The following is a 16,505-nucleotide window of genomic DNA, read 5'->3' as shown; positions in this document are numbered from 1 at the left end:
TTTCCAGTTAATATCTACGCTGTCAATTCAATATGTTAATGAACTTATCCCCATCTGCTCTCTCGAACATCTTCCCCGAAGGGTAAGGTAATAATGAGTTTTCTTTTTTTATCTTAACTCGTTGCCTCGTTAAGCGGGTGCAAATATAAAACCCTTTTTTTAATCTCGCAATGTTTATTTGATTTTTTTTTAAGACCGCTTTTGCAAGCTTTCTCATCTAAACCAAATCAACACTCAAAGAACTTTTTACGCTAAAAACGTTGCCGTTTTTAGCGGTTGCAAACTTACAACCTTTTTGTTTAATAACGTGCTTTTATTTCTCTTTTTTAAAAACTAATCTAAATCCGATAATAATAACTTGTTAATGAACATTTTGCCTCGCTAACTACCGTAGTTGTCTCGCTAAGCGGGTGCAAATATACAGCGTTTCTTTATTAGTAATCTAATTAAATTACACCTTTTTTTAAAATAATATGTAAAGCGAATGTTCCTAGATGGTTATGTGTGGAGGATAATCGTTTTAAACATTTCAATACTTTAAAAACACCTAGCTATATTACTAAACCGAATAGAAAACGCCCATAACCCCTTACGGGATTACTTCAATAAAACACCTCTTATATAGTACATCTATAATATACCTACCATACTTTCATACTAAAACAAAAGACTTATATAATAGGTATAGGTTGTTTTCTACATAAAGAAATTCCAAACAATTCCAAAACGCACCGCTAAATCACGGTATGGATAATATGGTGCAGAAAAATAATCGTAGCCAGAGAAGGCCGCATTAAAATGTTCTACTTCAAAATAAATACGAGTTTGTTGGATTTTAGCATTCAAAAAGAAATCGAATCTTGGGAAGTTTCCAAATTCACGATCTGTTTGCACATAGAACTCTCCCAATAACGGATCGTAAGCATCCATATAGTAGTTTGAGAAGTAATTAAACGTAATTCCTGTTTCCAGAAGCAAAGCCTTCTTAAAAAGTCTTTTACTATAATATAAGGTATTACGAGTTACAAAGTCCGGCATGTTTAATACCTGGTCACCGTCTTGCACATTTTGATACAATATGGTATTATCTAATGCAAAATCTCCGAACTTGATTTTTTTATCTAAACGCACTCTTAAATACGTTATCGTTCCATTATCCTGAAATGGTTTAATACCTCCTGCCTCTTCATCATTCTTAAAATAGGCATAATCGCTTACGGTAGAATAATCGACAGTTAGATTTAATAGTTTTTCTGATTCGAACTTAAAACTTAATTGCTGTGTTTTTTCGGTACTAAAATTAGTTTGCCAATTGTAGTTTAAATAATCACTTTGAAAAAGCAAAAAATTGTAATTGGGTTGTGACGCATTATGATTAATCTCTGCACTCATTAATATATCGTCCGTAAATTGGTAAGCGGCTTTTCCTGTAATATAATTTCCTGAGAAATCTCCAGTAACATTTAATCCAGCATCACCATAAATATCAAATCCTCCAAATTTGTTATGATATTTCCCACCAACAGCAACCACATTACCTTTTAAACGGTTTGTAATATACTGATCTTCTAAAATCACAACTTGGTCGTAACCGTAATTATAATTATCCAGACTTACATTAAATTGTAAATCACCTAAAATAGCGTTATTGTAATTTAATTGAAGTTGATTATAGAAATTTTCGACCGTGGAGCGATCTGTTATATCTGATGTTATAAAGGATTCTCCAAAATAATCGTTCGCAGTTTCCTGGTTAAATTCGAAGTACTTATCATCGAAAGTCATAATATGAGTTATATTTAAACTGTGTTTCGCCAATGAATCTTCTGGCTTTACAATATAATATCTATGATCTAAATGAAAACGCTTTCCCTTTAATACATTATCGGCATCTTGAAAATTCATATCAAAAACACCACGATCTAAAAACTCAGGGTCTCCAGATTCAAAATATCCGACTTCTTCATCGGTTAAACCCCCGTTTTCTTCATTTTCCAAATACTGAGAAACAAAGTGGACTTTAGCGATATAACGTTCATTCTTCGTTTTATAATTAAAGGTCCCTTCAAAATCTCCAGAACTTGCAAGAAAACTTTGATAATTACCTAAAGAACGTAATCCTTTATACGAGACAGAAAAATTAAACTGCTCGGAAAGGTTTACGGAAAAAAAACCTTGAGCCACCTGCCCTTGCTTAAAACCAGTTCTATAGAATAGTTCTGTTAAAGGTGTTGGCACATGGTAATAGCTAACATCTTCTACCGTTCTAAAAGCAAAAGATTTACCTCGTGCTCCCAAATCTGGCATTAAACGTTCGGACTTAAAATTGTAACTCAATGTATTATAAGACTGCCCCATGTTAGAAAACTTCATAAGGTTGAAATTATCTTTTCTTAAATAATTGAATTTATATTGTTTTTGGATGGATAACGTAGTATCTACATAGGTCGTATCGTTTAGATTCGATATAATAAGATACTGTTCAATTTTAGCTACTTTTTTATCCCCAGCTTTAGTACTTGTAGTATCCAATGTGATTTGAGAAAATTCGTATTGATTTGCAGCATCGTCTCCTTTTACCTTTTTCCCAGCACCTAGACTTTCTATTTGAGAAAAGGCTAATTGAGTAAAACACAATAAAAAGAATGACAGAATGATTTGCTTCATAATTATTTTTTAGACCTTGCAAAGGTAAATACAAAATATGATAACCGTATATAACAAAACTATAATTTAAATGCTTGCCCTTAACTATTCAGAATTCGAGTTTGAATGTGGTACAGATGAAGCTGGACGCGGTTGTTTAGCAGGTCCGGTTACTGCTGCTGCCGTAATTTTACCAAAAACTTTTATTAATTCAGTACTAAATGATTCTAAACAATTATCTGAGAAAAAACGAGATTTACTAAAACCTATTATAGAACTTGAGGCTGTTACTTTTGGTGTGGCACATGTTTACCCCAATAAAATAGATGAGATAAACATTTTAAACGCTTCTATTCATGCCATGCAATTAGCTATTGCTAAATTAAACCCAAAGCCGGAATTTATAAGTGTAGACGGGAATAGGTTTAAACCATATTTAGAAGTGCCCTATGAAACCATTATTAAAGGAGATGGGAAATTTTTAAATATTGCCGCAGCATCAATTCTTGCAAAAACCTATCGCGATGCATATATGTGTATTATTCACGAAGAATTTCCAATGTATAATTGGAAACAGAATAAAGGATACCCTACTAAAGAGCATCGTGCAGCCATAAAAAAATATGGACCAACAAAATACCACCGTTTATCTTTTAGATTACTACCCGATCAATTAAAATTAGATGTATAACTTCATATATTTGTAAAAAAATTTCTTTTATGAGAGCGCTTTTCTTAGCCATAATTTTTAGTGTATTCTTAATAAGTTGCGACACCTCCACAACAACGAAACACAGTTTAATTGAATTTGTTCCGGAAGGTGCTTCAACTTTAATTAAAACGAATAATATTGAAGATTTAAAAAGCAGTCTTTCCAATAACGATTTAATTCAGGAATTTAAAACGGCTTCATTTTATAAGTCTTTAGATAATATTTTTAAAAACACAACGGCTTTCAAACCTAAATCTGAAGCTCTGTTTTGTTTTTCTAAGGATAAAAACGATAGTACTCAAGTCACTTTAATTACAAAATACACGCCTAATTTATTTCAGTTCGATTCGTTAGCGAAACCCAAGCGAGAAGATATTAAGTTTAAAAACGCGACTATTACCAAAACGCAACTCAATTCGGAAACGCTATATAGTGTAATTATTGACAGTATTTTTATTGGATCGACTTCAAAAACCATTATTGAAAACAGTTTAGATGTAAAACCAGTAAGTGAAGAGCTTCAGAAAATTTATAATACTACGGCCACCGAAAAAACATTTGCTGTAATTTTAGATACGGAACAAGTAAAACAATCATCACTGTTTTTTAGTTCAGATTCTATTCCGCTTCAAAATTTCACAAAGTATATTGCTTTAGACACAGATATTACTCAAGATCAAATTACGTTAAACGGTATCACCAAAGCATCAGATTCTACAAATCACTTAATAAATATTTTTAAAAATACTACGCCTCAAGAAAATAAGACCGCTAAAATCACGCCGGAAGATAGTGACGGTTTTATGAGTTTTACGTATCAAGATTTTAGTAATCTGCAGGCCAATCTAGTCGCATTAAACAAGCAAGAACCTATAGAAACCACATTATTTCATAATACAAATGAAATTGGAGTGATCTATAATAAGGAGCATCGCGCAATTGTTTTACATAGTTTAGACGATATGGCTACTAGTGAAGCTTTACTAGATTCTCAAGAAGTTATAGAAACCTTTCGTCAAGTAGATATTAAACGTTTTGCGCATCCGGAATGGTTTACTAGCAATTTTAAACCTTTAATTAAAATAAAAACAGCTTCATTGTACGCCGTTTTAGATTCCTTTTTTGTATTCTCTGATGACTTAGAAATGCTTCAAAATGTAATTTCAACCTTTCAAAATAAATCAACTTTAAGCGAACGCGATTTTTATCATAACATTACAGAAGACTTAAGCGATGCCTCTTCTTTAATGCTGGTTGGTAATGCCAATCTGTTAGAAGACATATTACAATCTAACTTTAAAACATCGTCTCAAGTAAATACTACAGATTTTAAAATATCTGCTATACAATATATATACGACCACGATTTTGCTCATGTAAATGCTGTGATTAAGAAAGCCAGAACCAAAGCAACTGAAAATTCTGTAAGTGAAGAGTTGAACATAAAATTAGATGCGAAACTTTTAAATAATCCCCAATTTGTAACAAATCATATTACTAGCGAAAAAGAAATCGTGGTACAAGATGTAAATAATAATCTGTATTTAATTTCTAATAAAGGAAAAGTCCTTTGGAAAAAACAGTTAGACGAAGCTATTTTAGGAGACATTTCGCAAATTGATATGTACAAAAACGGTCGTTTACAATTTGCTTTTACAACAGCACATCACCTATACATATTAGACCGTAACGGGAAAGATGCAAAATCCTTTCCAATAAACTTTAAAGATAAAGTAACACAACCCTTAGCGGTTTTCGATTACGACAATAATAAGAAGTATAGATTATTAGTGATACAAAATCAAGAGGTTTTAATGTACGATGCTCTTGGAAAACAAGTTAAAGGCTTTAACTTTAAAAAAGCAAGTACAACTATAATACATAAACCACAGCATTTTAGGGTTAGTGGTAAAGATTATTTAGTTTTTAAAACAACCGATAAACTATATATTTTAAGCCGGACAGGAGAAGTACGTGTTACTCCTAAAACAGCATTCACCTATTCTAAAGAAGCTGTTTACGTTTACAATAATAAATTTGCTACTACTACAGATAAAGGCGATTTAATACTAGTAGATTTAAACGGAAAAGTATCCAGCGAGAATTTAAATCTCGGCGAAAACCACCATATAGATGCAACGACACGAACACTTGTAACGCAGTCTGAAAACAAACTAACCATTAGAAATAAAACATTAGAGTTAGATTTTGGAAGTTACACTCAAGCAAAATTATTTTACATAAATAATAAAATTTACGTAACCACAACAGATTTACAAGCCCAAAAAGTTTATGTGTTTGATAGCCAAGGTGAGGAAATCTCAAATTTTCCAGTCTATGGAACGAGCGCTTTAGACATAGCAAATTTAGACAAAGATAAACCGTTGGAAGCGGTAACAAAAGGAAACGATAATGCCATAATTATTTATCAGATTAATTAAAAGTTTAAGCCTTAAAGTGCTCTTATTTATTATTAAAGCTGAAGGTAATTTAGTACTATTGCAACCCTTAATTTTTTAAGATTAAAATACTATGATAAAACGTAACATCGCCACGATTTCTAAATTTATAATTCATAAAGTTGGAAATAAATTTAACGATACCAAAAATGCATTTTCTGAAAAAGAAATACAATTTGACGAAGCGAGTTACGATTTAATGCTTCCGTTCTTATTGAGACCATTTGGCACCGTAGTGCAGAGTCATCGTTTTAATCATCATGCGAATATTAAATTGAATGAAATAAACACTTACGCTGGAGATATTTTTGCTGATGAATCTAATTTTATCGATGTATCTAAAAACATCGTTAAGCATTTATACGAGCAATCAAATTCAGTACAAATTAAAACTGGAGATGTTATTGTTGCGATTTTTGAAGGTATAGAGTTTAATGAAATCGTAACCAATGCGATTGGAATTTTTAAAATTGAAAACAAATCTAATTTCTTTCAGACCTATTTAGAAGGCAACAGTTACGACGTTGCTGTTCAACAAGGAATTAACACAAAAAAAGTAGACAAAGGCTGTTTAATTTTAAACCAAACAGATGCTGAAGGACCAATTGTATTAACCGTAGACAATAACAATTACGATGCACAATATTGGATTAACCACTTCTTGAACATTAAATATGCTAACGATTTTAATTCGCACACCCAGAATTATATCGAGTTATGTAAAGAGTTTTCTACCGAGATTTTAAAAACAAGTTATGGTAACCAAGAACAGAATATCTTTTTAGCAAAAACAGTAGACTATTTTAAGGAACATGAATTTGTAAACATTGAAAATTTTAAAGAAGAAGTCTTTCAAGACGATAAGCATAAAACCCTTTTCGACGATTACAAAAAATCTTTTGAAGGCGAACAAGATATCCTTATTTTAAATCAGTTTGATGTTGCAGAACCTGTTGTGAAAAAACAAAAGGCGAAAATTAAAACAGAGATTAAGCTCGATACTCAAATCCAAATTAAACTCGATATTGATGCACCAGATGCAGCAAGCGAATATTTAGAACGTGGTTTCGACGAAGAAAAGAAAATGTATTATTATAAGGTGTTTTTTAATACTGAAGCTTAATCTCCTTTTAGCTTAAAAGTATTTAACTTTGAACTCTTATAATAAAGAACGGAATTATAAAAATAGATTCCGCGGTATAGACACTAACGGTTGTCCTAAAAACAACAGACTAAACGTATAATAAAATGACACAAGAAGAATTTTTAGAACAGAACGTATTTACGGGTTTAACAAAGAATAATGAAAATAATGGTGAATGTTACTTCTCAGAAGAAGATTTTTCTGAAGTTTTAAAACAATGCGAACATTTTGGAATTGCTATTTACGATATCAAGGCCACTATAAATGGTGAAGATCACAAAACGATAAACCACGATATGTTCAGGAAAAAAGCAACTGATGTAAACTGGTACAAAAGAGAATTCAGTCACTTAAAACGTGAACAAGAAGACATGCAATATGCTGCTACTTACAAGGTTTCTAAAAAATTATTGGCTAGGTAATCTCTAAATCTCATTCTAAAAAGTGTATTTAGAATGAGATTTAGATTCGTTTATTCTAAAACAAATTCAGCCTCAAAAAGCGTGCTAAAATGTTTCTGAATTTTAGTCTTTACTTCCGCTTCATCAACTTCTTTTACCCCCAACTCAACATTAAGAGACGTAACGGCTTTGCCACGAATTCCACAAGGCACAATATTATCGAAATATCCCAAATTTGCATTCACATTTAAAGCAAATCCATGCATCGTTACCCAACGACTAGCACGTACTCCCATTGCACAAATTTTCCGAGCAAACGGCGTACCTACATCTAACCAAACTCCTGTTTCACCAGGACTGCGCTCAGATTTTAAGCCATAATCATTTAAAGTCAAAATAATAACTTCTTCTAAAAAACGAAGGTATTTATGTATATCTGTAAAGAAATTATCAAGATCCAAAATGGGATAACCTACTATTTGCCCAGGACCATGATAGGTAATATCTCCACCTCTATTTATTTTATAGAATGTCGCACCCTTTGCTTTTAATTGCTCTTCGTTAAGCAACATATTAGACATATGTCCACTTTTTCCTAAAGTATATACGTGCGGATGCTCTACAAAAAGAAAGTAATTTGGAGTAGGTATTGTAGTGTCTTCTCTCCTATTTTTAATTTTTATATCTACGATTTGTTTAAATAAGTCCTCTTGGTAATCCCAAGTGTCTTTATAATCTTTTAAACCTAAATCTTGTAATTGTATGATCTTATTCAATGTAGTAAATTTTTAATCTTTTAGAACCACTTTTAAAGTCATTAATTCTGAATTTCTAATCATCTCAATATAGTTCTGTTTCAGAGTCATCGTTTTCTTGTCTTTACTAAGCAATGCATTGGTATTAGAAACCGACTTTATTTTTTTCGGAAAATGATACACCAATGTATAAGTCATGGCATTCAGAGTTTCTTCTCCCTCTTCACCCATCATACTCATTTCTTTATCTAATTCTGCTAGTGCTTCATCGGATGGTTTATAACCATCTTTAAGCGATCTCGAAAACTGCTTACCATCAAACGAAAAGTCGACATGTTTAAGCATATCGTTTACCGATTTAGCGACTGCAGTACCATCCATTTTAGAAAACTCAGGACTGCCTTTCGTATTAAACGCTTTTGCCTTATCTATATTTTCTAAAATTTCCGGAAATTCTGATATAGATTTAAATGTTGAACCAAAACCAAGATTAAAAACATCTGTTTCGTAATTGGATTTCACGCGCATCATCATCGTCTCCAAAGATTTCAAATTATCCTGTTCCTCTTGAGGTAAATTCGAAATACTATCATACTTTTCCTGTAATAGATCCTTAAAATAAATGATACTATCTACCTTTTTCTCTTTCTTGTAAGCCTCTTCATTTCCTCCTATCTTTTTTACAGCGATCATGGCTTCACTCATATCATAATCCATCAGAAATTCTCCTGAACCATCGGGATAAAATGTAATCTCTTCTGTATAATTACAACTCGTTAACACAAAAGTTGAAAGGCAAATAAATAGAATAAAAAAACGAAACATAAGACTTATAAAAGCGGGTTAGTATTCGTGCAAAGATACGACTTTAGGTACGAGAAACTTCAGCAGACTAAAGCTTCAGTTCGGGCTAAAAGCAGGCAGGTTATTAAAAGTATTTAATCTTCTAATACGACTTCTACATTCAGACTTTCAGGATTAGTTACATAGTCTTTAAAGCTAAGTTCTGCAGAAAAACTTTTATGATCTTCACTAAACATCACATTCTTTAAAGACACCGATTTAATCTTCTTCGGAAAATGATAATTTAATGTATATGTAGATGCAGCAAGAATCATTTCTGTATCTGCTAAACTATCTTTTGTAGCTTGTAAAAGCTCAGGGTCTGTAACCTTTACAGTACGTTTAAATACATTTTCTTTGTAAGAATAATACACTTCACTGCCTTCTGTAACGCCCATATTTCCTAAGGGGCTAGTCTTAGCCGAACCTTTATCATTTAATTCATTTGCCTTGTTAAGGACTTTAAACATATCTTCTAGCTCATCAACATTTTTAAAATCAGTATTAATATCGATTACCATTTGTTTTGTGTTTGGATCCATTAACATATGCATTTTAAAGTTTTCTAAAGCTTTAAGTTGCTCTTGTTCGGCTTTTGGAAGTGTTGCAATGCTATCTTTTTTGGCTTCTAAAAAATCCTTAAATACAATTGTCGAATCTAAAACCACATCAGCAGTATCTCCTACACTTTCTCCTCCCATTTGCATAAGCTGAGAGCCATCAAACTCAAAAGACATTTTACCACTACCGTCCTCATTTATATATATGTTTTCAGAAAACTCACAACTACTTAATATAAGTAACATAATACAAACGCTTAATACATAGATTTTTTTCATAGGTTGGATAGGTTTATTATCAGCCGCAAATATACTTACTTATATATAAAAAGCACCCTGATTTTAACCTTAAGACACCCATATAGAGCAAAATTCACTGAATTCAGGTAGACATATAAAGTCGAAGTTAAATTATCGTTTTGGATTATTTAAGATCACTAATGCAGCTATTACACCGGGAACCCAACCGCAAAGCCATAGTAAAAAAACGATAAGAACAGATCCGCAGCCTTTCCCTATAACGGCTAATGGCGGACAAATAATTGAAAGGATTACTCTCCAAATACTCATTGTGATTGATTTTATTGTGATTGATGATGTATAAATAAGACGCTATAAAAGGGCAATTGTTACACCTATAAAAATCTATTTTGTTTTTCGATAATATATATTGATATAATAACCAATAGTAATTATCTTTGTCAGTTAATATATTAAATAGAACAATAGTAGTATGTCGCAATTATCAGAGCAAGAAATCGTAAGAAGAGAAAAGCTGACTAAACTTCGTGAGTTAGGAATTAATCCATATCCAGCAGATCTTTATCCCTTAACCCACACGAGTAAACAGGTTAAAACAGGTTTTGAAGAAGGTAAGAAGGTGATAATTGCCGGACGATTAATGTCACGCAGAATACAAGGAAACGCGAGTTTTGCAGAAGTGCAGGACAGCGAAGGTCGTATTCAAGTCTATTTTAATCGTGATGAAATTTGTACAGGTGAAGACAAAACCAAGTACAATACTATTTATAAAAAATTATTAGATATAGGTGATTTCGTTGGTATTGAAGGTGAATTATTCACAACCAAAGTTGGCGAAAAAACCATTATGGTGAAAGACTTTACCATTTTAAGTAAATCGTTACGCCCGTTACCTCAACCTCGAGTTGATGCTGATGGAAAAGTACACGATGCCTTTACAGACCCGGAACAACGTTATAGACAACGTTATGCAGATTTAGTTGTAAATCCACATGTAAAAGAAGTGTTTATAAAGCGTACTAAACTTTTTAATGCCATGCGTAATTTCTTTAACGACGCTGGATATTTTGAAGTTGAAACGCCTGTATTACAACCTATTCCTGGTGGTGCTGCTGCACGTCCGTTTATTACACATCACAACAGTTTAGATATGCCTTTGTATATGAGGATTGCTAACGAATTATACCTAAAACGTTTAATTGTTGGTGGTTTTGATGGTGTTTACGAGTTTTCTAGAAACTTCCGTAACGAAGGCATGGACAGAACCCACAACCCAGAGTTTACTGCAATGGAAATCTATGTATCATACAAAGATTACAATTGGATGATGGATTTCTGTGAAAAACTTTTAGAACATTGTGCAATGGCAGTTAACGGAACTACAAAAGCGACTTTCGGAAAACACGAAATAGACTTTAAAGCGCCTTACGCGCGTGTAACCATGGCAGATTCTATTAAGCACTTTACAGGCTTTGATATTACGGGTAAAACAGAAGCTGAAATTCGTGAAGGTGCTAAAGCTTTAGGAATCCAAGTTGATGAGACCATGGGTAAAGGAAAATTAATCGATGAGATTTTTGGTGAAAAATGTGAAGGAAACTACATTAACCCAACCTATATTACAGATTACCCAAAAGAGATGAGTCCGCTTTGTAAAGAGCATAGAGATAATCCTGAATTAACAGAGCGTTTTGAGTTAATGGTTTGCGGAAAAGAAATTGCAAATGCATATTCTGAATTAAACGACCCAATAGACCAACGCGAACGTTTCGAGCATCAATTAAAATTAGCTCAAAAAGGAGACGACGAAGCTACAGAGTTTATCGATCACGACTTTTTACGTGCATTAGAATATGGTATGCCTCCTACTTCAGGTATGGGAATTGGAATGGACCGTTTAATTATGTTCTTAACAAACAATCAATCTATTCAAGAAGTATTGTTTTTCCCTCAAATGAGACCTGAGAAAAAACAAGTGGATATGTCTGAAGATGAGAAAATAGTTTTCAATATTCTAAAATCTAATTCACCTATAGAGCTAAATGCACTTAAAACTCAATCTCAATTAAGTAACAAGAAATGGGATAAAACTATAAAAGGGTTAACCAAATTAGGAGTTGCCAAAGTAGACAAAGCAGACGATGGTTTGTTTGTTGCACTCAATGGATAATTTATGATTGAACTTATATTTAAATACAAAGCTAAAGCATACCTCATTTTTTGGTATGCTTTTTTATTAGTTGTCCATTTTTTTTTAAAAGATAGATTTCTACCTCTTGTTTTTATTTTTAATGCGTGTTCCTTAATTTTCATTATTACATATGGTTTTTTGCTATCTATTGGCCTATATAAACATAAGAAACTGAGTATATTCATACTCTGTTTTAATAGCTTAATAGCGGTGTATTGGTATAATAATTACCATTTTAAGACTGAAGACACAACCGTCAATACAGCCTTAAACACCCATTCGGTCTTGTATTGGAATATTTCCCGGCCAGATCAATTGCCTTTAGATGTGATTTTTAAAAACATGAAGGATAGCAATCCTGAAATCATTGTTTTAGTTGAAGCTAAAGATATCCCTTATGCCGATATTAAATTTTTGAAAAGACATTATCCTTCTTATGATATACAGCAACTTGAAGGTGAAATGATGATAGCTGTTAATGGTGAAATAAACGACGTAGAATACAAGAAAATTTCGAGAGGTTCTAAAGCTAATTTGGTCACCGCTACAATTAACAATCGTCTGAGAACCATTTTAGTTATCGATTTATTAGCGAATCCAGCTTTATCAAAAAAAGCAGATTTTAAAATGTTAGAATCAATTATAGAATCTCAGCATATCGATTTTATTATAGGTGATTTTAACACCACTTACGAAAGTGTTTATTTTGAAGCTTTTACTTCAGATTATGAGAGTTTCCATAAGTACAACAATGGTTTTACGGCTACCTGGCCTAGCGTACTTCCTTTATTAGAGATTGATCATTTTTGGCTGTCTAAAAAATGGAAACCTATAATCCTACACAAGGAATTCAATACTGATTCTGATCACGGACTTTTACTAGGGAAATTTCAGCTTAAACCGTAATTTAAATAGTCTTGTCACTCTACTTAGAGCGTTAATAGGTTGTTAAAATTTAATTACCAATTAAACCTATTTAAAAAACCACGGTCTTAGATGTATAATTTTTAACACAAAAGACATGAAAAAAATAATGATTTTAGCACTTGTATTTATCTCTATAAATGCTTTTGCACAACAAAAAAAGGGTGATTCTCAGAAACAAGACAGAAAAGAAATGCGCATGCAAGGTGCAGACTTTACTCCTGAACAACAAGCAACACTACAGACAAAAAAAATGACTTTAAATTTAGACCTTTCTGATGCTCAACAAAAGGAAGTTTATAATTTAAATATTGCTCAAGCGAAAGAAAGACAGACCAATCGTGAGGCGTTTAAGAAAGCTAAAGAAGCGGGACAAAAACCTACAGACAATGAGCGTTACACAAGAATGGTTGCTCAGTTAGACAATCAAATATTGGTTAAGACTAAAATGAAAAGTATCTTAAAAAGCGAACAATATGCAATTTGGGAAAAAGACATGGCGAACCGTAAAAAAGGCAGAAAAAATCAAGGAGACAGAGGAACCGAACGTCAAAACCAAAATAGACAAGGATAACAAGTAAAAGCATTAAAGTAAAAGCGGCAAATGGTAACAGATTCGCCGCTTTTGCTTTTATATAAATTTTATAAACATTCTGTTTAATTCATCAGGTTCAATAAATTATTTTTAATAGCATAGGTTACTAAACCAGCCACATTTTTAGATTCGGTTTTAAGAAGTAAATTATTACGATGACCTTCAACCGTTCTTGGACTTATACACAATTGATCTGCTATTTCTGAAGTTGTAAATTGCTTGCAAATAAGCCCCAATATCTCTTTCTCTCTTCCTGTTAAATACGATTCGTCAAAATCACATTTTGCATGTTTCCCGTTATTATTAGCCAAATCTTCGTGAATAAACTTTAAAACGTCGTTGGTATAACAAAATCCAATATCATGAACTTCTTTTATAGCTGTTAAAAATTCTTCTGGACTCGCATTCTTAGGCAAATAACAAGACACTCCTAAATGAATCATATTTAAAATACAGGATTTAGAATTATAACTCGTTAGTGCTACTATTTTTAAATCTGGAAATTCCTTATGAATTAATTTCATGGCTTCAACTCCATTTAATTCAGGCATATTTAAATCGGTAATTACAATATTTGGAAGGGTAGAAGATGTTCTTAAATATGTAATAAGCTCTAATCCATTAACAGCTTCAAAGTCTACTACTATTTGCTTATCACGCTCAAGCAGGAAACGAATCCCTTTTCGAAACAACCGTACGTCGTCGGCCAAAACAATATGTATTTGGTTAGATTCCATTAACTAAATTTTAATATTAACTATTAGACAAAAAGGCCCAACTCCTATGCGTTGGTTATAAAGCAAGTAGATTTTTGAGTTTTTTTTAACGTTTGTAACGTTATTAGTTCTGATAAAAACTAAATACTTACGCCTTATTGCTATTAATCGTTAAAGGAAGTTTAAAGCTAATATAGGTTCTTTTAGAGCAGATTAACCAAAAACGACCTCTAATCGATTAAAAACACGTAGAAATACCTACTAATAAATAGGAAATTTCTACGCTAAAATTTCAGGTTTAATTTTCTTATTTTTAATAGAATTCAATTTAGAATGTGAATTATTATCTTATTAAACCACTGGTATATCTGCAAATTTTCAACAGAAAGATAACAAAAAATAGTATACAAAAAGCGTTTTTAATAAGTACGTAACCATACGTAAGTACAAATACCTTTTTTTAAATTCTGGTACTACCCCTCTAAAAACAACTGTTTTAGTATTCTAAATTTGATACAAACATATTAATAATCTAAAACTTAGAAATCATGAAAAAATTCATCGCACTTGTATGTTGTTTGTTTCTAGTAAACAACTTCTACGCACAAACTATTAAAACGCAACAAGAACTAGAACTTGAATCTGCAGTTGCCGTTAACCAAAACAAAAATGTGGCAGCCTTAACAAATTTAGATAAATCGAGAGCCTCGGTTAAAACTGTTGGAGTAAATGCTACATATATGAATAGCTCTGTATTTACAGACAATGCAACGTTTGTAAAGATTTTACAACAACGCGCAGCCAAATACGATTTAAAAAACACAGAAGTATATAATCCTGGAGACAAATCGACTTACGCTGTTGTTTTCGACACAAAAAAAGGTGTCATGTCTGTAACGTATAATGATGATGGTAAAATTACAGCATCTAAAGAGCGTTACAAAAATGTAGCTTTACCAAGACCTGTAATTGTAAGTATAATGAAGGCATATCCAGAATGGAGATTCGATGGCAATGTATGTAGTATAGATTACAAAGACAACAAAGGCCTTTTAACCTCTTACAAAGTAAAAATTTCTAATGGTACCCAAACAAAAACAGTAAAGTCGGATGCTAAAGGAAACATTATCTAATTGAATACCGTTTTAATAATTCTCCCATTTTAAGATAGTAGTGAGATCATTGAATATACATAAAAACATCAGTCATGAAACGTATACTAATAAGTGTTGTAATTCTCCTCTTGGGCTTTCAAAGTCTGAAGGCACAGATGAGTTCAAAAAAAACAACCATCGAATTTTCCAATACACAAACCCCACAGGTTAACAATATTTATAGTGTACATGAAGATATTCATGCTGAAGCAAACTATGTTATAACAAAATCTAAAATTGAAGTCCCTATAACTTACGAAACAGATATTAATTATCCTTACGAAAATAATTCGGAGGACCAAATAGATACAATTACATTATACTCCAAATTTTCAGACCAAGGGTTAACAAACTTACAATGAGTCTTTAGAAAACACCTATACATTATGAATTTAAAAAACATTTACCTGAAGGATTTAATCCTTACAATGGCATGTTCGAAGACGTTAATTCTAAATCTTTACAACACCCCATTACAGCCAGATAAAAACTTAAAGCCTCAATTAATAACCTCTAACCACATTATTAATTTAAAATTAAGACATTATGAAAAAAATTATTACACTAGTATGTTGTTTGTTTCTAGGAAACAACTTCTACGCACAGGTTGAAATCACTCAAGATAATTTACAAGAAAATCCAATTGCATACACTCAAACCAAAAATCCAGATGCACAAACGAGTCTTGAAAAATCTAAGGCAACGGTTAAAACTGTTGGAGTGAATGCTACTTATATGAATAACTCCGTATTTACCGATAATGGAAACTATGTAAAAATTTTGCAACAATACATTTCAAAATATGATGTAAAGAATATGGAAGCTTATAATAATGATGACAAATCTATTTATGATGTAAGTTTTAAAACAAAAAAAGGGATTTTTTTAGTAACGTATAAAGGTGATGGACAAATTATATCATCCAAAGAGCGTTATAAAAATGTGATAATCCCAAAAGCCGTAAGCATTAGCATAATGAAAACTTATCCGAATTGGATACACGAGGCTAGTATATGCACCGTAAATTACAGACATGGCAAAGGTCTTTCGACCAGCTACAGAGTAAAAATTTCTAATGGAAATCAGACCAAAATAATTAAAACCGATGCTAAAGGAAACATTATCTAATTGAATACCGTTTTAA

The 16,505-nt window shown here is 32.1% G+C and carries 16 protein-coding genes; 10 read left to right on the top strand and 6 right to left on the bottom strand.

The annotated features are described in order from the left end of the window. Positions 1 to 696 precede the first annotated feature (696 nt). Complete coding sequence (locus R6X41_RS02240; RefSeq protein ID WP_318497029.1) at positions 697 to 2,667, bottom strand: putative porin; 1,971 nt, start codon at positions 2,665 to 2,667, stop codon at positions 697 to 699. Positions 2,668 to 2,737: 70 nt separating this feature from the next. Here R6X41_RS02240 and rnhB point away from each other — a divergent pair, with 70 nt between their 5' ends. From rnhB to R6X41_RS02220, 4 genes are all read left to right on the top strand, one after another. After that, on the top strand, positions 2,738 to 3,337 hold the full coding sequence (rnhB, locus tag R6X41_RS02235; protein WP_318497028.1) for a ribonuclease HII: 600 nt from the start codon (positions 2,738 to 2,740) through the stop codon (positions 3,335 to 3,337). A 29-nt stretch (positions 3,338 to 3,366) separates the two neighbouring features. Then, on the top strand, positions 3,367 to 5,799 hold the full coding sequence (locus R6X41_RS02230) for a ribonuclease HII (RefSeq protein ID WP_318497027.1): 2,433 nt from the start codon (positions 3,367 to 3,369) through the stop codon (positions 5,797 to 5,799). 91 nt (positions 5,800 to 5,890) lie between these two features. Beyond that, positions 5,891 to 6,940: a nucleoid-associated protein gene (locus R6X41_RS02225; protein ID WP_318497026.1), complete on the top strand. Its 1,050-nt coding sequence runs from the start codon at positions 5,891 to 5,893 to the stop codon at positions 6,938 to 6,940. Between the two features lie 125 nt (positions 6,941 to 7,065). Further along, on the top strand, positions 7,066 to 7,383 hold the full coding sequence (locus R6X41_RS02220; protein ID WP_318497025.1) for a hypothetical protein: 318 nt from the start codon (positions 7,066 to 7,068) through the stop codon (positions 7,381 to 7,383). A gap of 50 nt (positions 7,384 to 7,433) precedes the next feature. On the opposite strand, the gene lipB is transcribed toward R6X41_RS02220, so the two are convergent. From lipB to R6X41_RS02200, 4 genes are all read right to left on the bottom strand, one after another. Further along, positions 7,434 to 8,138 carry a lipoyl(octanoyl) transferase LipB gene (gene lipB, locus R6X41_RS02215; RefSeq protein WP_318497024.1) on the bottom strand — a complete coding sequence of 235 codons (705 nt, stop codon included), beginning with the start codon at positions 8,136 to 8,138 and terminating at the stop codon, positions 7,434 to 7,436. A gap of 12 nt (positions 8,139 to 8,150) precedes the next feature. Continuing rightward, positions 8,151 to 8,942 carry a hypothetical protein gene (locus tag R6X41_RS02210; RefSeq protein ID WP_318497023.1) on the bottom strand — a complete coding sequence of 264 codons (792 nt, stop codon included), beginning with the start codon at positions 8,940 to 8,942 and terminating at the stop codon, positions 8,151 to 8,153. A 113-nt stretch (positions 8,943 to 9,055) separates the two neighbouring features. Further along, positions 9,056 to 9,799, bottom strand: a complete 744-nt coding sequence (locus R6X41_RS02205) for a hypothetical protein (RefSeq protein ID WP_318497022.1) — start codon at positions 9,797 to 9,799, stop codon at positions 9,056 to 9,058. A gap of 132 nt (positions 9,800 to 9,931) precedes the next feature. Next, positions 9,932 to 10,090, bottom strand: coding sequence for a YqaE/Pmp3 family membrane protein (locus R6X41_RS02200; RefSeq protein ID WP_083495670.1), 159 nt, complete (start codon positions 10,088 to 10,090; stop codon positions 9,932 to 9,934). Positions 10,091 to 10,253: 163 nt separating this feature from the next. Here R6X41_RS02200 and lysS point away from each other — a divergent pair, with 163 nt between their 5' ends. From lysS to R6X41_RS02185, 3 genes are all read left to right on the top strand, one after another. Then, entirely contained in the window at positions 10,254 to 11,951 is a 1,698-nt protein-coding gene (gene lysS, locus R6X41_RS02195; RefSeq protein WP_318497021.1) for a lysine--tRNA ligase, read from the top strand. Between the two features lie 231 nt (positions 11,952 to 12,182). After that, positions 12,183 to 12,878 (top strand): endonuclease/exonuclease/phosphatase family protein, encoded by a 696-nt coding sequence (locus R6X41_RS02190; protein ID WP_318497020.1) that lies wholly within the window; start codon positions 12,183 to 12,185, stop codon positions 12,876 to 12,878. Positions 12,879 to 12,993: 115 nt separating this feature from the next. After that, on the top strand, positions 12,994 to 13,470 hold the full coding sequence (locus tag R6X41_RS02185; RefSeq protein WP_318497019.1) for a DUF4890 domain-containing protein: 477 nt from the start codon (positions 12,994 to 12,996) through the stop codon (positions 13,468 to 13,470). Positions 13,471 to 13,553: 83 nt separating this feature from the next. Here R6X41_RS02185 and R6X41_RS02180 read toward each other — a convergent pair whose 3' ends face one another. Continuing rightward, on the bottom strand, positions 13,554 to 14,228 hold the full coding sequence (locus tag R6X41_RS02180) for a response regulator transcription factor (RefSeq protein WP_318497018.1): 675 nt from the start codon (positions 14,226 to 14,228) through the stop codon (positions 13,554 to 13,556). Positions 14,229 to 14,755: 527 nt separating this feature from the next. Between R6X41_RS02180 and R6X41_RS02175 the strand changes: the two genes are divergently transcribed. The 3 genes from R6X41_RS02175 to R6X41_RS02165 all read left to right on the top strand — a co-directional run bounded on the left by R6X41_RS02175 (position 14,756) and on the right by R6X41_RS02165 (position 16,489). After that, a complete protein-coding gene (locus R6X41_RS02175; RefSeq protein ID WP_318497017.1) occupies positions 14,756 to 15,340 on the top strand; it encodes a hypothetical protein in 585 nt (194 codons plus the stop codon). Between the two features lie 74 nt (positions 15,341 to 15,414). Beyond that, positions 15,415 to 15,723, top strand: a complete 309-nt coding sequence (locus R6X41_RS02170) for a hypothetical protein (RefSeq protein WP_318497016.1) — start codon at positions 15,415 to 15,417, stop codon at positions 15,721 to 15,723. A gap of 184 nt (positions 15,724 to 15,907) precedes the next feature. Then, positions 15,908 to 16,489 (top strand): hypothetical protein, encoded by a 582-nt coding sequence (locus tag R6X41_RS02165; protein ID WP_318497015.1) that lies wholly within the window; start codon positions 15,908 to 15,910, stop codon positions 16,487 to 16,489. Positions 16,490 to 16,505: the final 16 nt, after the last annotated feature.

It is taken from the genome of Formosa sejongensis, from assembly GCF_033447105.1.
Classification (GTDB): Bacteria; Bacteroidota; Bacteroidia; order Flavobacteriales; family Flavobacteriaceae; genus Formosa.
The sequence above is the reverse complement of the archived record's forward strand: the minus strand, read 5'-3'. Positions and strand labels throughout refer to the sequence as shown.